This is a genomic window from Salinicola lusitanus, assembly GCF_038648475.1.
Taxonomy (GTDB): Bacteria; Pseudomonadota; Gammaproteobacteria; order Pseudomonadales; family Halomonadaceae; genus Salinicola; species Salinicola lusitanus.
In genome coordinates, this window is sequence record NZ_CP151919.1 from 3,918,242 (window position 1) to 3,935,117 (window position 16,876).

The window sequence follows — 16,876 nt, forward strand, 5'->3', positions numbered from 1 at the left end:
CCAGTCCGGCCATGCCCGCTCTCAGCACATTCACCGAGGAGTCCCAGCCATGTGGCACCGTCACTCACTCACGCTCACCGCACGCCCGCGCGGCTTTCATCTGGTCACCGACGAGATCCTGGCGGCCCTGCCGCGGCTGGCCGAGATCCGCACCGGCCTGCTCCATCTGCAGCTGATGCACACCTCGGCCTCGCTGACCCTGAACGAGAACGCCGACCCCGACGTGCGTCATGACATGGCGCTGTTCGCCGCCCGGATCGCCCCCGAGCGGCTCGACGGCCTGCGCCACACCCTCGAGGGCCCCGATGACATGCCCGCCCACGTGCTGGCCAGCCTGTTCGGCACCCAGTTGACCCTGGCCGTGGACAACGGCCGCCTGCTCACCGGCACCTGGCAGGGCATCTGGCTCGGCGAGCACCGCCAGCACGGCGGCGCGCGCCGGATCACCGCTACCCTGACGGGCGAGTGACCTCGACAGCCTCGACCGCGAATCCACCCGGAAAAGCGCTCACCGCCACACTCTGGAGCTATGCATGCCCAACATTCATATTCGCCCCGCCACCCCTGAGGATGTGACGCAGATTCTCGCCTTCGTCCGCGAGCTCGCCATCTACGAGCAGGCCGAGCACGAAGTCGTGGCGACCGAAGAGAGCATCGCACGCTCGATCTTCGCCCCACAGGCCACGGCTCACGCCCTGATCTGCGAGCGCGACGGCCAGGCCATCGGATTCGCGGTGTACTTCTACAACTACTCCACCTGGCTGGCGAAGAACGGGCTCTTCCTGGAAGACCTCTATATCACCCCGGAAGCGCGCGGCACCGGCGCCGGCAAGGCGTTGCTCAAACATCTGGCGCAGATCGCGGTCGAGCGTGACTGCGGCCGCTTCGAATGGAACGTGCTGGACTGGAACGAACCGGCCATCCAGTTCTATGAATCGATCGGCGCCAAACCGCAGAGTGAGTGGATCGGTTATCGCCTGACAGGCCAGGCGCTACAGGATCTCGCGGCATCCTGATCGCCCGTGGCCGGCGGAGCCGAAAGGCTGAACCCTGAAGGTCAGGCTTCCGACTCCGGCGTTCTCCAGATCCAGTCACTCTCCCTACCCACGGCATTCAGTGTGAATGCCGCGGCACCTCGGCGCCGCGACAGCCGCGCAGGAAGTCGAAGTCACAGCCCTCGTCGGCCTGCAGCACCCGCTCGATATAGAGCTGGCGATAGCCGCCGCTGGTGGCGATCTGGCTCGATGCCGCGGTCGGGTCGGCCGCAGCCAGGCGCCGCGCGATCTCGGCGTCGTCGACCTCGAGTTCGAGCTTGCCGTTGTCGCAATCCAGGCTGATCCAGTCGCCGTTCTCGACCGCCGCCAGCGGTCCGCCCGCTGCCGCCTCCGGGGCCACGTGGAGGACCACGGTGCCGTAGGCGGTACCGCTCATGCGGGCGTCCGAGATACGCACCATGTCGGTGATGCCCTGCTCGAGGATCTTGGGCGGCAGACCCATATTGCCGACTTCCGCCATGCCGTGATAACCCCGTGGGCCGCAGTGCTTCAGCACCAGAATGTCGTTGGCCTCGACCTCGAGCTCGGGATCGTTGATGCGCGCCTTGTAGTCGTCGAAGTTCTCGAATACCACCGCGCGACCGCGATGCTTCATCAGCTCGGGGCTGGCCGCAGAAGGCTTGAGCACCGCGCCGTTGGGCGCCAGGTTGCCGCGCAGGATGCAGATGCCACCATCGTCGCGGAGCGGGTTGTCCAGCGGACGAATCACCTCGTCGTTGTAGTGCGGCGCGTCCTGCACGTTTTCCCAGATCGTCCTGCCGTTGGCGGTCAGCGCGTCCTTGTGGGGCAGTCGGTCGGCTTCGCCCAGCCGGCGCAGCACGGCCGGCAGACCGCCGGCGTAATAGAACTCCTCCATCAGGAAGCGCCCGGAGGGCTGCAGGTCGACGATGGTCGGCGTGCCGCGACCGATTCGGGTCCAGTCGTCCAGTGGCAGGTCGACCCCGATACGCCCGGCGATCGCCTTGAGATGGATCACCGCATTGGTCGAGCCGCCAATGGCGGCATTGGTTCGTATCGCGTTCTCGAATGCAGCGCGGGTCAGTATCTTCGACAGTTTCAGGTCCTCGTCGACCATCTCGACGATGCGGTTGCCGGAGAGATGGGCGAGCACGTAGCGCCGGGAATCCACCGCCGGGATCGCAGCGTTGTGCGGCAGCGAGACTCCCAGCGACTCCGCCATGCAGGCCATGGTCGAAGCCGTGCCCATGGTGTTGCAGGTACCGGCCGAACGCGACATGCCGGCTTCGGCGGCCATGAAGTCATGAATCGATATCTTGCCCGCCTTGACCTCTTCGGAGAGTCTCCAGACCACGGTTCCCGACCCGATGTCCTTGCCCTCGTGCTTGCCGTTGAGCATCGGCCCGCCGGTCACCACGATCGTCGGAATGTCGCAGCTCGCCGCGCCCATCAGCAGCGCCGGGGTGGTCTTGTCGCAGCCCACCAGCAGCACCACGCCATCGATGGGATTGCCGCGAATCGCCTCCTCGACGTCCATGCTGGCGAGGTTGCGGGTGAACATCGCCGTGGGGCGCAGGTTGGACTCGCCGTTGGAGAACACCGGGAACTCCACCGGATAGCCGCCGGCTTCGAGCACGCCCTTCTTGACGTGCTCGGCGAGCTTGCGGAAGTGCGCGTTGCAGGGTGTCAGCTCCGACCAGGTATTGCAGATGCCGATGATCGGCTTGCCCTGGAATTCGTGGTCCGGAATCCCCTGGTTCTTCATCCAGCTGCGGTACATGAAACCGTTCTTGTCGGCGGTACCGAACCACTGGGCCGAGCGCAGACGGCGCTTGTTGTGGGGTCTATCCGATGAATCGCTCATCTCTCTCTCCTCGAACCCTAGTCAGTGGATGACGGCCGCGGCAGTCGTCCAGGATGTTGCCAACCGGTCGTCGGGCAGCGTCACAGCAGGGAAAACACAAGCCATGCCAGCCCGAACGACATCAGCGAAATGCCGGTGGAGATCACCGTCCAGGTCTTGAGCATGGTTTTGGTGTCGACACCGAGGAAGCGACCGACCAGCCAGAACCCGGAGTCGTTGACATGGGAATAGCCGATCGCGCCCGCGACGATCGCCACAGTGATGCAGGCGGCGGGCAGCCCGGCCAGGGCCGGATCGCCCAGTACCACCGGTGCCATGATCCCCGCTGCCGTAGTCCCCGCGACCGTTGCCGAGCCCTGGGCGATCCGGATCACCGAGGCGATCACGTAGCCGGCGAGGATCACCGGCAGGCCGAACGCCTGCAGGCTCTCCGCCAACGCATCGCCGATACCGCTCGCCGTCAGCACCCCGCCGAACATGCCGCCGGCGCCGGTGATCAGGATGATGCTGCAGACCGGCGACAACGCCTGCTCGACGATCTCGTTGATCGAGTCCATCGCGCCGCGCTCGCTGGACCGAATGACCAGCAGCCACATCGCGATACAGGTGCTTATCAGCAGCGCGATCGGCGTCTCGCCAATCACCATCAGCGCGGCGACCAACGGGTTGTCGCCATCGATGACGCCCCCTTGGCCCAGCGTCGACAGCCCGGTGTTGAGGAAGATCAGCGCCAGCGGCAGCAGCAGTACCAACAGTACGGTGCCGAAGGCCGGGCGCTTCCCCGGCGGGATCTCCTCGCTCTCCCCGCCCATCAGGTTGGGCACCGGCTGGAACGGCGAGCGATTGGCCAGGAGCAGCGACAGCCGATAACCCATCGCGTACCAGGTCGGCAGCCCCACCAGCAGGGCGATGAACAGCACCTGGCCGATGTCGGCGTGCAGGAACACGGCAGCCGCAACGGGGCCGGGATGCGGCGGCATCAACGCGTGCATGACCAGAAACGCCCCCGCGGCCGGAAGGCCATAGAGCAGCAGCGACGCCTTCAGTTCGCGAGCCACCGAGTAGATCACCGGCAGCATTACCACGAAGGCCGCGTCGAGAAAGATCGGAAAGCCGAACAATAGACAGGCGATCGACAGCCCGAGGGGCGCCCGCCTGCTGCCGAAGAAACGGATCAGCGTGTCGGCCAGAACGCGCGCGCCGCCCGACACGGCGACGAGACGACCCAGTACGGCCCCGAACCCGATCAGCAACGCCACGTTGCCGAGCGTCTTGCCGAATCCTCCCAGCAGCGTCGGCAGCAGGTCGGCGACCGAAATGCCGGTCGCCAGCGCGGTGCCGATACTGACGATGACCAGGGCGAAGAAGGGATGCAGGCGCACCCGGATGATCAAGATCAGCAGAATCGTGATGGCGGCAACGGCAATCCCCAGCAAACCCAAGGTGGGGAGACCGGCCGCCGCTTGTGTCGTGTCTTGCATGGCGTCCTCCTGACTCCTGCCACGGCTCCAGCCTGACACGCTCGCCGTGGGGTGCGGCTACGTTAGCGCCAAGATCCGATAACCATGAAATGCCAAAATTCTGCGATATTGATATGTATATGGTTATCGAAAGGCGCGTCTGAAGCGTGGCGCCCCGGGTTCATCACGCAAGGCGGTTCAGGCGACCCGACCAAAGTTGCAGTTTTCGCTCGACCGCCCCGTCAGCCACCAGCGCGACGCGTCTGCTTCCAGCGGTCGAACATGACCGCCAGCAGCAGAATCGCCCCGCGCACCAGATACTGATAGAAGGTGGGCACGTTGAGCAGCCCCATGGCGTTCTGCACGCAGCCCATGATCAGCACCCCGACCAGTACGCCGGTAATGGAGGCGACGCCGCCGGAGAGCGAGACGCCACCCAGTACACAGGCCGAGATGACGGCCAGTTCCAGACCCTGCGACGTATTGGGATCGCCCAGTCCCATTCGCGAGGTGAGCAGGACGCCGGCGATACCCGCCACCAGCCCCTGGAGCGCAAATACCATGATCTTCAGGCGCCGCACGTTGACGCCCGCCAGGCTGGCCGCTTCCGAATTGCCCCCGGTCGCCAGCGTGTTGCGGCCGAATGCCGTCATGTTCAGAACGACACCGAAGACCAGGAAGCAGCCGATCATCGTCCACACCGGCAGCGTCAGCCCCAGGAACGATGCACTGCCCAGGTCGAAGAACCCCGGCACGGTGATCATTACCGCATCGCCGCCGGAGGTGATGTAGGCCAGGCCGCGCACGAACTCCATCGCCGCCAGGGTGGCGATCAGCGAGTTGATGCCGAAGCGGGCGACCACGAAGCCGTTGAAGGCACCGACGGCGGCGCCCGCCGCGATCCCCACCAGCACGCCGATCGCCACGCTGCCGCTGGTGGATGTCACCATCGCCGCCACGACGCCGGAAAAGGCGACGATGGAGGCGACGGACAGGTCCACCTCCCCCAGCGCCAGCACCATCATCATGGTGGTGGCAATGGTGCCGATCAGCGTCACCGACAGCAGCAGGCCCACGATGTTGCGCCCGGTCAGGAAGTCCGGCACCAGCACCGAGAGGCCGATGAACAGCAGGATGAAGACGGCGATCAGCCCCGACGTGTCCAGCAGCGTTCGCAGCGGTTTGGGAAGACCCCTGCGCCCTGCGACGGGCAGCGTCGACTGGGCGGCAACTTTGTCGTTCATGTTGTCGAATCCTCTTGCGATTCAAGACTCTCGTGGAAATCCGTGGCCACTCTCAGGCCGGTAGCGCCAGGCCCAGCAGACGCTCGGGCGTCGCCTCTTCACGCGGGACGATGTCGATGAGTTCACCGTTACGCATGACCCCGATGCGATCGCAGATGGAGCTGACCTCCGCCAGATCGCTGGAGATGACCAGCACGCCCTTGCCCCGCTCGGCAAGGTCGTAGAGCAGCGAGTAGATGTCCCGGCGCGCGCCGACATCGATCCCGCGGGTCGGCTCGTCCATCACGAACAGGTCGATCTCCTCCGCCAGCCAGCGCGCCAGGATCACCTTCTGCTGGTTGCCGCCGGAGAGGTTGGCGATGGGGGTCTTGGGCCCAGGCGTCTTGATCCGCAGCTGGCGGATGTAGTCCTGGGTGTTGCGGGTCTCGCGCGCAGGGTCGCGAAAGCCTCCCCAGCGCTTGAAGAAGCGCCGGCAGCTGATATTGAGATTGTCGGAGACGCTGGCCACGGGAAAGATGCCCTGGGACTTGCGGTCCTCCGGGCACATCGCAATGCCGGCGCGGATCGCCTGACGGGCCGAGCCGAACCGGCGGCTGGTGCCGTCGAACGAGACCTGGCCGGCCGTGGCACGCTCGACCCCGCAAACCAGTCGCATCAGCTCGCTGCGACCCGCGCCGACCAGTCCGAACAGTCCCAGCACCTCGCCGCGATGCACCTCCAGAGTGACCGGCGCCCTCACGCCTCGCCCCTCGATCCCCTCGAGGCGCATCAATACCTCGCCGCGTTCCCGCGGGCGGTAGCCGTAGACATCCTCGATCTCGCGACCCACCATCTCGCTGACCAGGGTGTCGTGATCGAGCCCTTCGAGGGTGTCGTGGGTGCGGATATGGCGGCCATCGCGAAACACGGTGACCGCATCGCACATCTCGAACACCTCTTCCATGCGGTGGGTCACGTAGAGCACCACGCGCCCCTCGTCGCGCAGCCGTGAGACGATCCGCTTGAGATGCCGGATCTCCTGGACCGAGAGCGAACTGGTCGGCTCGTCGAAGGCGATGATGCGGGCATCGCGCAGCAGCGCCCTGCCGATCTCGATCATCTGCTGCTGGCCGATCGAGAGATCCCGCACCTTGGTCGAGGAGTGAATATTCCCCTCGCCCAACTCCTCCAGGATCGTCATCGCTCGTTCGCGCAGCCGACGCCGGTCGAGAAAGCCGTGCTTGACCGGCAGTTGCCCCAGCAGCAGGTTCTCCGCCACCGAAAGATTGGGCGACAGCGTCAGCTCCTGGTAGATGATCGAGACACCACGGCGCAACGCCTCCCGCGCGTTGGCGAAAACGATCGGCTCACCATCGATCCAGAGCTGCCCGCTGGTGACCCGGTTGACGCCACTCAGCACCTTGAGCAGCGTCGACTTGCCGGCCCCGTTCTCGCCCATCAAGGCATGGACTTCCCCTCCCCGCGCGGCGAAGCTGACACCATCCAGCGCCCGGACGCCGGGGAATTCGACGGTGATGCCGTCGATGCGAAGATAAGCTTCCGCCATTCCAGTCTCCTCAGCGATGGGAACGAGGCCTCGCGAACGGGCCTACAGGCCCAGCTCTTGGCGAACCTGCTGCCAGTTGTCGCGCGTCATCAGCGTGCCCGTGGTCTCGGTGTTGGCCGGCGGCTCCTTGTCTTCGGTAATCCAGGTATAGAGATTCTCGGCGCTCTGGCGACCGTGCATGGTCGAGCTGACGGCAATCGTGCCGTAGAAGCCGGTCGGCTTCTCGCGGGAGAACTCGGCGAAGGCCGCGCCGGAGCCGTTGATGCCGACGCCGATGACCTGGTCGGGAGACAAGCCGTACTGCTCGCTCGCCCTGACGCCACCCAGCACGCTCTCCTCGTTGAGCGCGAAGATCACCCAGTGCTCGAAGCGGCCGTTCTTCGACAGCACCGGAGACGCCGCCGCGAAGGCACTGCTGGTGTCGGTGTTCTGCTGCGGCGCGTCGAAGATGTTGTCCTTGACGAAGCCGGCTTCCAGCAGCGCGTCGGTGGCGCCGTCGGTGCGCTCCTTGGCTGTGGGCAGCTCGTTGTTACTGATGCGCAGGGCAGCCACGCTTTGCGGATCCCAACCCCGCGCCTTCATCTCCTTGGCGATCGTCTCGCCGACCTGCTGGCCGATCTTGTAGCCCGACATCCCCAGATGCGGGACGGAAGCCATGGGTTCGCCATCCGCGCCGAGGAACTGGTCGTCGACGGTCACTACCTTCATGCCGTACTGCTTGGCGCGATTGACGATCGCCGGCCCGAGTCGCACGTCCGGCGGACAGATCACGAACCCCTGCGCGCCCTGGGAGTTCAGGTTGTCGATGGCGCTGAGTACCTGCTGGCCATCCTCGCCGGCCAGCCGCACCACCTCGAAGCCCTCCTCCTGGCCGAGCTTGGTCGCCGCATCCTGCTCGTTGATGAACCACGCCTGTTCGGGCTTCTTGACGATGAACCCGATCTTGACCTCGTCCTGGGCCAGGAGCGGCGCGGAGGCGACCCCCAGGCCGGTCACGCCGAGTACGAAGAGTGACGATTTTAGAAAGCGAATCATTGGCGGCCTCCAGCCCCTCGGGGGACATCGGGTTTGTTGTTGGATGACGTTTGCCACGACATGGCTGTCGTGACACTAAGCCGTTGTTCGATAACCGGCTAATAACGATCCAACGGCAAACCGATATACGATTTGCTATCAGCAAACCGGGAGGACAACAGGCAGGCGGGGCGAACCACGGCGGACGAACCCGCCGAGCCGACTAAAGTCGTTTTTCGACTTTGGTTAAAACAGGCGTTTTAGTCCGACAGAGCCGCCATGACGGCGGCTCTGGCGGGACCCACCGGAGAGTCGCGGCCGACTCTCCGGGCAGGACTCAATCCGTGGCGAGCTGGTTTTCCGATGCAGTCGTCGAAAAGCGATAGATGGTCTGGGAGTGATAGGTCTCGTCGGGCCTCAGGATCGTCGAGGGAAAGTTCGGCTGGTTGGGAGAGTCGGGGAAGTGCTGCGTCTCCAGTGCCAGACCGGAACGGTGGGTGTAGGGACGTCCACTCTTGCCGGTGAGGCTTCCGTCGAGGAAATTGCCCGAGTAGAACTGGAGGCCAGGCTCGGTGGTGGCCACTTCGAGCACCCTGCCACTGCGGGGTTCGAGGACCCTGGCCGCCAGCGTCGGCAGATCGTCCTGTCCGGGATTCTTGCTCAGCACGAAGTTGTGATCGTAACCCTTGGCATAGGCCAACTGGGTATTCTTCTGACCCAGGCGTGCGCCGATGGCGGTCGGCTCGCGAAAATCGAAGGGCGTACCGCTGACATCGGCGATCTCGCCGGTCGGGATCAGGGTTTCATCGACCGGCGTGTAGGCGCTGGCGTTGATCATCAACTGGTGGTCCAGGATGCTGGGGCTGCCCTCGCCCTTCAGGTTGAAATAGCTGTGCTGGGTCAGGTTGACCGGCGTGGCGCGTGTCGTCCTGGCGCGATAATCGATGGCCAGCTCGTCGTCGTTGGTCAACGTGTACCTGACCCGCGTCGAGAGCCGTCCGGGAAAGCCCTGCTCGCCGTCCGCGCTGGTATAGGTCAGCACCAAGCCTCGCCCCTCGGCGGAGGAGAAAGGCTCGGCGTGCCACAGCCGCTGATTGAAACCGACATCGCCGCCATGCAGCGTATTCGGTCCATCGTTGGTCGGCAGATGATAGGTCTCCCCGTCGAGCGTGAAGCGACCGTTGGCGATGCGGTTGCCGTAGCGCCCGATCAAGGCACCAAAGTAGGGGTTGGCCTGACGATAGGTGTCGGAGAGATAATCACCGATCGAATCGAAGCCCAGCACGATGTCATCCATCCGCCCGGCCCGGTCGGGGGTCTTCAGCGATACGATGATGCCGCCGTAGTTGATGACCCGCATCTCGATGCCGTTGTCGTTGGTGATGCGGTAGCAGTCGACCTCGCGGCCATCCGGCAGTTGGCCGAACGAGGAGCGCTCGATCCCCGGCGGCATGGCCGAAGACGAGGTGGTCGACACCGTTTGTGCCTGGGCTTGCAGAAAGGCCGGGCCGATCATCATGCCCAGCAGGCCGATGCCGAGACATCGGTGAACAGCAGAGAGATGGCGAGTCATAGTGAACTCCTGTCTTCCATTTGAGCTTCACGTCCCGATTGTCGTTGCTGACGTTCCGGCCGGCTCCTTTCCGCCGACACGATCGTTTACACCCTAGACCGGGCGCCCCGATCTGACTATGCGAGAACAGCGCAACATGCCTTATAAAAACGTCGAATCCATGCGCGGGATGGCGGCATGAAGTCTCACTCCAGCGAATTGCTGCCACCGGACTGGTTCCTGCGCGTCAGGCTCAAGTTCCGTCATCTCCAGCTGTTCGTCGCCCTCGACGACTGCCGCAACCTGCATCGTGCCGCCGAACGGCTGGGCATGAGCCAACCGGCGGCGTCCAAGCTGCTGGGCGATCTCGAGCACCTGCTCGGCGTCTCGCTGTTCGACCGGCATTCACGGGGGGTGACGCCCAACTGGTACGGGGAGAGCCTGATTCGTCATGCCCGCGGCATGTTGACCTCGCTGGCCCAGGCCAGCGAAGAGATCAATGCGCTCAATGACGGCAACGCCGGGACGGTTTCCATCGGCACGGTTCTCGCGCCGGCCGTGACGCTGCTGGCCAGCGCGGTGGAGCGCGTCCACCGCGACAGCCCGCACCTGGAGGTCAATATCGATGTCGACGTCAGCCGCAACCTGGTACCGCGGTTGCGCGACGGCGAATTCGATTTCGCCATCGCCCGGATCCCCAGCGGAATGCCGGCCGGCGATTTCGTGTTCGAGGAGATCGGGGAGGAAGCGCTGTGTTTCGTGTGCCGGGCGGATCACCCGCTCACCGCCCGTGAGACCTTCGATCTGGCGTCGATGCTGGACTACCCGTGGGTGCTCCAGCCCCCCGGGGCGCTGATGCGCCAGCGCGTCGAGCACCTCTTCCTGCACCACAAGGTGGCTCCCCCCCAGCGCATCATCAATACGCCGGACATCTACATGGCGCTCGCCATGGTCGACAAGTCGGATTCGGTCACCGTCACGACCCGGGAGGTCGCCGATCTGCTGTGCACCCAGCCCCGTTTCGCGATCCTGCCGTCGACGGACGCCATCAGCGTCCAGCCGTTCGGCCTGATCAGCCTGCGCGAACGACGCATGTCACCCGGTGCCGCAAAGCTGATGAGCACGCTTCATCAGTTGATCCGCGAGCGCAAGGCCGCCGCTGGCGAGAGCCAGGCCAGGACGCCGACCCACTACCGGGATGTGACGCTCTGAACGGGGGCCGAACTCGCCTCCGTCAGCCGTCGTTGCCAGCGCAGCGCCACGCTCCTGGCCCGCGGGAGATCCCGGCAGTACGTCAGCGTTCCGGTTCTGCGGATGCCGGCGCGGCGTAGCTTGAGGATGATGCGCGCAGGCAGGCCGACCAGAATGATGGCGACCTGCTGGCGTCTCATCGCTTCGACCAGGGCCTGAAATGCCACGATGGCGGTGCCATCCATGCTCGGAACGCCCCCCATGTCGATGATGACGATGCGCACCTTGGGATCGACGCGATGCAACGAGGTCAGCGCCTTTTCGGCAACCCCGAAGAACAGCGGGCCATCGATGTCATAGACCGCGATCTCGGCCGGCAGGCCCAGGGTTGCGGGATGGTTCTCGACATCGACACGATCGGTGCGCGTCAGCAGCGCCATTCGCCGAATGAACAGCGCCGCCGCCAGGCCGATACCGACCGCCACCGCCAGCACCATGTCGAAGAGGACGGTCAGCGCGAAACAGGTGATCAGGATGGCGACGTCGCCTGGGGGAGACGAACGCAGCACCCGCAGGACGTGTCGGGCCTCGCTCATGTTCCAGGCGATGACGAACAGCAGCGCGGCCAGGGATGCCATCGGCACCAGCCCGAGCAGCCCCGCCAGTGCCATCACCGCGAGCAGGACTACGCCGGCGTGCACTAGCGCGGCAATCGGGGAGCGCGCACCGCTGCGGATGTTGGTGGCCGTTCTCGCGATGGCGGCCGTGGCCGTGATTCCGCCGAACAGCGGTGCCACGATATTGCCCATCCCCTGCCCGATCAGCTCGGCATTGGGGTCATGCTTGCTCCGGGTCAGCCCATCCGCCACCACCGCGCAGAGCAGCGACTCGATCGCGCCGAGCATGGCGATCGCGAGCGCCGGTCCGAGCAGCGAGCGGATCAGGTCGAAGCTCAGGTCGAGGGGTTCGCCATCGGCGCCCGGCAGCAGCCAGGGAAGCGCGAACGAAGGCGCGATGGGCGGGATCCCGCTTCCGCTTGCGCCGTTCGCTGACCAGCTGAAGCGTGAGGCGATGGTCTCGACGTCGGCGCCCGCCCAGCGATTGGCGCAATAGGCCACCAGCGCGCCGGCGACGAGACCGATCAACGGCGCGGGAACGGGGATCCTGGCGCGTGGCCACAGCAGCATGACCGCCAGGGTGAAGATGCCAATCCCCGTCTCCAACGGGTCGAGACTCGGTATCGAGCGGGCAATTCTGCCCACGTTCTCGAGGAAATGTTCACCCAGCCCGGCACCGGAGAGCCCCAGGAAGTCGGGAATCTGCAACACCGCAATCACCACCGCGATGCCCGCCGTGAAGCCCAGCACCACCGGATAGGGGACGAATTCGATCAGCCGCCCCATGCGGAGCGCACCCAGCACCATCAGGATGATGCCCGCCATCATCGAGGCGATCAGCAGGCCGCCCAGGCCATGCTGCTGGACGATCGGGAACAGAATGGCGACGAAGGCGGCGGTGGGTCCGGATACGCTGAAACGGGCGCCCCCGGTCAGGGCAATGACGGCACCGGCGACGATCGCCGTGTAGAGCCCGTGCTGCGGAGCCACGCCGGTGGCGATCGCCAGCGCCATGGACAATGGCACGGCCACCGTGCCGACGGTGATTCCCGCCATCACATCCTTGCGAAGGTCGGCGATGCCGTAGCCTTCACGCCAGACCGCGCGCATGGCGGTGGCGATCCCGGGTGGGTCCAGCGCAAAACGACGACGAGCCATGATGGATCCTTGAGTCGAATACCCGCTACCGGGGCCCGGTATTGGTGTCAGAGGTGGGCGCTACGGGACGCCGGCCGCGCGGGCCGGCTCACCACTCCAGCGCCTGCTTGACGAAAGGAATGGTCAGCTTGCGCTTGGCAGACAGCGACGCGCGGTCGAGCCGCGAGAGAATCTCGAACAGCGGGTCGAGCTGGCGCGGCCCGCGATGGAGGATATACCGCCCCACTTCCGCCGGCAGTTCCATCCCGCGCACCCGGGCCCGGAGCTGGAGAGCGGCCAGCCGCTGGACGTCGTCCAGCGGCTGGACATGGAACACCATCCCCCAACTCAGGCGGGAAGCCAGGTCCGGCAGCTTGACCTCGAGTTGGCGCGGCGAGCGGTCGGCAGCGATCACCAGCCGCTTGCCGGCATCGCGCAAGCGATTGAAGCCGTGGAACAGCGCCTCTTCCCAGCGCTTGCGCCCCACCACCAGTTGCAGGTCATCGATGGCCAGCAGATCGAGCCGTTCCGGCTCTTCGAGAATGTCGGGCGGGAAGTGTCCCAGCGTATCCAGTGGGAGATAGAGCGCGCGCTTGCCCTGGGCATCCGCCTGGTGGCAGGCCGCCTGCAGCAGGTGGCTGCAACCCACGCCCTCGCCGCCCCACAGGTAGAGAAACGACTCCCCACCCTCCTGCAGCTGCCCGGTCAGGTGCGACACCAGCGACGCATTGTCGCCAGGCAGGTAGTTGGCGAGCGTCGCATCATCGCGAAGACCGACCCCCAGCGGGAGTTGTGACGGCCCGACGCTCATGCGGATCCACTCCCCCAGCTCGGGCCCCGGGCGACGTGGACGTTTCTCGCCCGGCCACGAAGCGGCAACGGGCCGCCCATGGCGGCAGCGACGATTCCACCGATCGCACCATCGCACGCCGGCGGGGAGACCGGCTCCGGCAGGGCAGACAGCCAGATCGCCGGTGCGCCCCCGATCACGCTCCAGATTTGCAGTGTTGTCATCGCGCTCTCGTCGCCCTTCGGCTGTTCCCTCAATGAAGCAATGCTACAATGCGCCCCGCCGAACATCATCCCCATTCAGAAAGGTCCTCCCATGACGCGCTCCTCTTCCGACACTCCGAACGCGCCCGGTTCGTCTGGCCGGCATTCCTTGACCTATCGTGACGCCGGCGTCGACATCGATGCCGGCAATGCGCTGGTCGAGAGAATCAAGGGCGTCGCCAAGCGTACCTCGCGTCCGGAAGTCATGGGTGGGCTCGGCGGCTTCGGCGCACTGTGTGAAATTCCCAGCGGCTACCGCCAGCCGGTACTGGTCTCCGGAACCGACGGCGTCGGCACCAAGCTGCGTCTCGCCATGGATCTGGGCCGACACGACACCATCGGTATCGATCTCGTCGCCATGTGCGTCAACGACCTGATCGTCGCCGGTGCCGAACCCCTGCAGTTCCTCGACTACTACGCCACCGGCAAGCTGGACGTCGATATCGCCGCCGATGTCGTCACCGGTATCGGCGAGGGCTGCAGCCAGGCCGGCTGCGCGCTCGTCGGCGGCGAGACCGCCGAGATGCCGGGCATGTACGAAGGCAGCGACTACGACCTGGCCGGCTTCTGCGTGGGCGTGGTCGAGAAGTCCGAGATCCTCGACGGCAGCAAGGTCGGCGAAGGCGACGTGCTGCTGGGGCTGGCCTCGTCGGGACCGCACTCCAACGGCTACTCGCTGATCCGCAAGATCCTCGAGGTCGGTGGCGGCAAGCTCGACGAGACCCTCGACGGCAAGCCGCTGGCCGACCTGCTGATGGCGCCGACCCGCATCTACGTCAAGTCGCTGCTGTCGCTGATCCGTTCCGGCGGCGTCGACGTGCACGCCCTCTCCCACATCACCGGCGGCGGCCTGCTCGAGAACGTGCCACGCGTGCTGCCGGACGATCTGGCGGCCCGGATCGACGTCACCCGCTGGCAGCGTCCGGCCATCTTCGACTGGCTGCAGCAGCAGGGCAACGTGGAAGAGCGTGAGATGTACCGGGTACTCAATTGCGGCATCGGCATGGTCATCGCGGTCGACCGCGACCAGGTCGACCAGGCCATCGCCCATCTCGAAGCCAGCGGGGAAACGGTCTATCGGCTGGGCGATATCGTCGCCCGCGGTGACGGCGCCGAGGCCGTCCAGCTGGAGAACCTGCCGGCATGAGCGGTGACTATCCTTCACAACAGCACGACACGTTGAACGACTTCGAGGCCGCCGCGGCCGAGAAGCCGCGGGTGGTGGTACTGATCTCCGGCAACGGCAGCAACCTGCAGGCGCTGCTGGACGCCCAGCAGCACGAGGAGCTCGGTGGCGGCGAAATCGTCGCCGTGATCGCCAACAAGGCGGACGCCTACGGGCTCAAGCGAGCCAAGGATGCCGGGGTCGACGCGGTTGCTCTGCCCCACCGTGAGTATGACTCCCGCGAAGCCTTCGACGCCGCGCTGATCAAGGTGATCGACCGCCACGAACCGCACCTGGTGGTGCTGGCGGGTTTCATGCGTATTCTCACGCCGGCTTTCGTCGATCACTACCGTGGGCGCATGCTCAACATCCACCCCTCGCTGCTGCCGGCCTACCAGGGCCTGGACACGCACCGGCGCGCGCTGGCGGACGGCGTGTCGGAGCATGGCGTCAGCGTGCACTTCGTCACCGAGGAACTCGATGGCGGGCCGGTGGTGATCCAGGCCGTGGTCGACGTCGCGCCGGATCAGGACATCGACGCGCTGATCGAGAAGGTCCATGCCCGCGAGCACCTGATCTATCCCATCGCGGTACGCTGGTTCCTGGAAGGCCGAATCAAGCTGTCGGCCGACGGCAAGGTGACGCTGGACAACATGCCATTGCCGCCCACCGGTCTACGAATGTCCCATGCCGATGCCGCCGAAGAGCTCGACGAAGACCTCGACGACTGAATCCTCGCGCGCCGGATGCCGGCGCCTGTGAATCATGCCGTCACCACCGGCCTCTCCCCCTGGCTTGCCCTGACGCCAATCTTTGCCAGACTGATACCGTGCAGCGCCCGGCCCACTGCCGGGCGACTCTCATTTCCGTCAGCGCAGCTTTCAGCAACCAAGGAGGAGAAGCGATATGGATTATCGTCCGCTGGGCAATTCAGGTCTGATGGTATCGACGTTGACCCTGGGCACGGTGCCTTTCGGCGGTGCCAACGGTTTCGAAAAGGCAGCGAGCGTCGACGTCAAGGGTGCCAAGAAACTGCTCGACATCGCCTTCGATGCCGGCGTCAACCTGATCGATACCGCCGATCTCTATTCGCTGGGCCTGGCCGAGGAGATCACCGGGAAGGCGCTTGGCAGCAAGCGCAACGACATCATCCTCGCCACCAAGGGGAGGAGCCCGCTGGGCGACGATCCCAACGCCAGCGGCGCCTCGCGTTACCACCTGATTCGCGCCGTCGAAGCCAGCCTCCAACGGCTCGGCACCGACCATATCGATCTCTATCAACTGCACAACTGGGATGGCGTCACCCCCATCGAGGAAACTCTGGAGGCGATGCACCATCTGGTCTCCAGCGGCAAGGTCCGCTACTGGGGCACGTCCAACTATACCGGCTGGCAGATGATGAAGACCCTCGGCAAGGCCGAACTTCACGGCTTCAACAAGCCGATCAGCCAGCAGATCTACTACACGCCGGAATCTCGTGAAGCCGAGTACGAATTGATGCCGCTGGCGCTGGACCAGAACGTTGGTTCGCTGATCTGGGGGCCGCTGGGCGAAGGCTTTCTGACCGGCAAGGTCCGTCGCGGCCAGAAGACGCCGCCGGATACGCGTCAGGGTAACGGCTGGCCGGAGCCCTACATCCACGACATGGAGCGCGCCTACGACATCATCGAGGCGCTGGCCGCCATCGGCGAGGCCCACGACTGCTCGATCCCGCGCGTCTGCCTCGCCTGGCTCAAGGATCGCCCGGGCGTTACCTCACTGATCGTGGGTGCCCGCAGCGAGGAGCACCTGCGCGACAATCTCGCCGCCGCCGATCTCGAGCTGAGCCAGGAGGAGCACCAGCGCCTCGAACGGCTGACCCGCCCGGCACCGCTCTATCCCTACTGGCATCGGGTGGTCTCCGGCATGGATCGCCTCGATCCGGCCGAAAAGCCGTTCCTGGATGGCTTCGGTGAGACCATCAAGAACCGCACCGATGACCGCTCGGCCTCATGATAAGCAACTAACTACCGAAGAACGT

The 16,876-nt window shown here is 65.4% G+C and carries 15 protein-coding genes; 6 read left to right on the top strand and 9 right to left on the bottom strand.

Annotation, left to right across the window (positions count from 1 at the left end; genetic code table 11):
* Positions 1-49 precede the first annotated feature (49 nt).
* The gene (locus tag AAGT95_RS17730) at positions 50-469 is read left to right on the top strand and encodes a secondary thiamine-phosphate synthase enzyme YjbQ (RefSeq protein WP_342594656.1); all 420 of its coding nucleotides are present in this window, start codon (positions 50-52) and stop codon (positions 467-469) included.
* Positions 470-533: 64 nt separating this feature from the next.
* A complete protein-coding gene (locus AAGT95_RS17735; RefSeq protein ID WP_342594657.1) occupies positions 534-1,016 on the top strand; it encodes a GNAT family N-acetyltransferase in 483 nt (160 codons plus the stop codon).
* A gap of 97 nt (positions 1,017-1,113) precedes the next feature.
* Here the strand turns inward: AAGT95_RS17735 and AAGT95_RS17740 are convergent, their stop codons facing one another.
* The 6 genes from AAGT95_RS17740 to AAGT95_RS17765 form a co-directional block, all read right to left on the bottom strand.
* Entirely contained in the window at positions 1,114-2,877 is a 1,764-nt protein-coding gene (locus tag AAGT95_RS17740; RefSeq protein ID WP_110599233.1) for an IlvD/Edd family dehydratase, read from the bottom strand.
* 80 nt (positions 2,878-2,957) lie between these two features.
* On the bottom strand, positions 2,958-4,358 hold the full coding sequence (locus AAGT95_RS17745; RefSeq protein ID WP_342594658.1) for a GntP family permease: 1,401 nt from the start codon (positions 4,356-4,358) through the stop codon (positions 2,958-2,960).
* A 221-nt stretch (positions 4,359-4,579) separates the two neighbouring features.
* On the bottom strand, positions 4,580-5,581 hold the full coding sequence (gene araH, locus AAGT95_RS17750) for an L-arabinose ABC transporter permease AraH (RefSeq protein WP_110599229.1): 1,002 nt from the start codon (positions 5,579-5,581) through the stop codon (positions 4,580-4,582).
* 52 nt (positions 5,582-5,633) lie between these two features.
* Positions 5,634-7,127, bottom strand: a complete 1,494-nt coding sequence (gene araG / locus AAGT95_RS17755) for an L-arabinose ABC transporter ATP-binding protein AraG (protein WP_342594659.1) — start codon at positions 7,125-7,127, stop codon at positions 5,634-5,636.
* A gap of 42 nt (positions 7,128-7,169) precedes the next feature.
* Positions 7,170-8,162, bottom strand: a complete 993-nt coding sequence (locus AAGT95_RS17760; protein WP_110708726.1) for an arabinose ABC transporter substrate-binding protein — start codon at positions 8,160-8,162, stop codon at positions 7,170-7,172.
* Positions 8,163-8,478: 316 nt separating this feature from the next.
* On the bottom strand, positions 8,479-9,714 hold the full coding sequence (locus AAGT95_RS17765) for an aldose epimerase family protein (RefSeq protein ID WP_342594660.1): 1,236 nt from the start codon (positions 9,712-9,714) through the stop codon (positions 8,479-8,481).
* Positions 9,715-9,891: 177 nt separating this feature from the next.
* Between AAGT95_RS17765 and AAGT95_RS17770 the strand changes: the two genes are divergently transcribed.
* The gene (locus AAGT95_RS17770; RefSeq protein WP_342594661.1) at positions 9,892-10,905 is read left to right on the top strand and encodes a LysR family transcriptional regulator; all 1,014 of its coding nucleotides are present in this window, start codon (positions 9,892-9,894) and stop codon (positions 10,903-10,905) included.
* Here the strand turns inward: AAGT95_RS17770 and dauA are convergent.
* The 3 genes from dauA to AAGT95_RS17785 all read right to left on the bottom strand — a co-directional run bounded on the left by dauA (position 10,884) and on the right by AAGT95_RS17785 (position 13,652).
* Positions 10,884-12,659, bottom strand: coding sequence for a C4-dicarboxylic acid transporter DauA (gene dauA / locus AAGT95_RS17775; RefSeq protein WP_342594662.1), 1,776 nt, complete (start codon positions 12,657-12,659; stop codon positions 10,884-10,886). The genes AAGT95_RS17770 and dauA overlap by 22 nt on opposite strands.
* Positions 12,660-12,747: 88 nt before the next feature.
* Positions 12,748-13,449: a DnaA regulatory inactivator Hda gene (gene hda, locus AAGT95_RS17780; RefSeq protein WP_110599217.1), complete on the bottom strand. Its 702-nt coding sequence runs from the start codon at positions 13,447-13,449 to the stop codon at positions 12,748-12,750.
* On the bottom strand, positions 13,446-13,652 hold the full coding sequence (locus tag AAGT95_RS17785; RefSeq protein ID WP_157958369.1) for a hypothetical protein: 207 nt from the start codon (positions 13,650-13,652) through the stop codon (positions 13,446-13,448). The genes hda and AAGT95_RS17785 overlap by 4 nt, the downstream gene beginning before the upstream one ends.
* Before the next feature lie 91 nt (positions 13,653-13,743).
* Between AAGT95_RS17785 and purM the strand changes: the two genes are divergently transcribed.
* From purM to AAGT95_RS17800, 3 genes are all read left to right on the top strand, one after another.
* A complete protein-coding gene (gene purM / locus AAGT95_RS17790) occupies positions 13,744-14,838 on the top strand; it encodes a phosphoribosylformylglycinamidine cyclo-ligase (protein WP_342594663.1) in 1,095 nt (364 codons plus the stop codon).
* Complete coding sequence (purN, locus tag AAGT95_RS17795) at positions 14,835-15,587, top strand: phosphoribosylglycinamide formyltransferase (RefSeq protein WP_342594664.1); 753 nt, start codon at positions 14,835-14,837, stop codon at positions 15,585-15,587. The genes purM and purN overlap by 4 nt, the downstream gene beginning before the upstream one ends.
* 175 nt (positions 15,588-15,762) lie before the next feature.
* Positions 15,763-16,851, top strand: coding sequence for an aldo/keto reductase (locus tag AAGT95_RS17800; RefSeq protein ID WP_110599213.1), 1,089 nt, complete (start codon positions 15,763-15,765; stop codon positions 16,849-16,851).
* The last annotated feature ends 25 nt before the right edge of the window (positions 16,852-16,876 follow it).

What these genes read in the sequence shown, in the direction of transcription:
- AAGT95_RS17730 (WP_342594656.1), top strand. Translation starts at nt 50, where the DNA reads ATGTGGCACCGTCACTCACTCACGCTCACCGCACGCCCGCGCGGCTTT.
- AAGT95_RS17800 (WP_110599213.1), top strand. Translation starts at nt 15,763, where the DNA reads ATGGATTATCGTCCGCTGGGCAATTCAGGTCTGATGGTATCGACGTTG.
- purM (WP_342594663.1), top strand. Translation starts at nt 13,744, where the DNA reads ATGACGCGCTCCTCTTCCGACACTCCGAACGCGCCCGGTTCGTCTGGC.
- AAGT95_RS17740 (WP_110599233.1), bottom strand. Translation starts at nt 2,877, where the DNA reads ATGAGCGATTCATCGGATAGACCCCACAACAAGCGCCGTCTGCGCTCG.
- purN (WP_342594664.1), top strand. Translation starts at nt 14,835, where the DNA reads ATGAGCGGTGACTATCCTTCACAACAGCACGACACGTTGAACGACTTC.
- AAGT95_RS17770 (WP_342594661.1), top strand. Translation starts at nt 9,892, where the DNA reads ATGAAGTCTCACTCCAGCGAATTGCTGCCACCGGACTGGTTCCTGCGC.
- araG (WP_342594659.1), bottom strand. Translation starts at nt 7,127, where the DNA reads ATGGCGGAAGCTTATCTTCGCATCGACGGCATCACCGTCGAATTCCCC.
- AAGT95_RS17765 (WP_342594660.1), bottom strand. Translation starts at nt 9,714, where the DNA reads ATGACTCGCCATCTCTCTGCTGTTCACCGATGTCTCGGCATCGGCCTG.
- hda (WP_110599217.1), bottom strand. Translation starts at nt 13,449, where the DNA reads ATGAGCGTCGGGCCGTCACAACTCCCGCTGGGGGTCGGTCTTCGCGAT.
- AAGT95_RS17735 (WP_342594657.1), top strand. Translation starts at nt 534, where the DNA reads ATGCCCAACATTCATATTCGCCCCGCCACCCCTGAGGATGTGACGCAG.
- AAGT95_RS17785 (WP_157958369.1), bottom strand. Translation starts at nt 13,652, where the DNA reads ATGACAACACTGCAAATCTGGAGCGTGATCGGGGGCGCACCGGCGATC.
- AAGT95_RS17745 (WP_342594658.1), bottom strand. Translation starts at nt 4,358, where the DNA reads ATGCAAGACACGACACAAGCGGCGGCCGGTCTCCCCACCTTGGGTTTG.
- dauA (WP_342594662.1), bottom strand. Translation starts at nt 12,659, where the DNA reads ATGGCTCGTCGTCGTTTTGCGCTGGACCCACCCGGGATCGCCACCGCC.
- araH (WP_110599229.1), bottom strand. Translation starts at nt 5,581, where the DNA reads ATGAACGACAAAGTTGCCGCCCAGTCGACGCTGCCCGTCGCAGGGCGC.
- AAGT95_RS17760 (WP_110708726.1), bottom strand. Translation starts at nt 8,162, where the DNA reads ATGATTCGCTTTCTAAAATCGTCACTCTTCGTACTCGGCGTGACCGGC.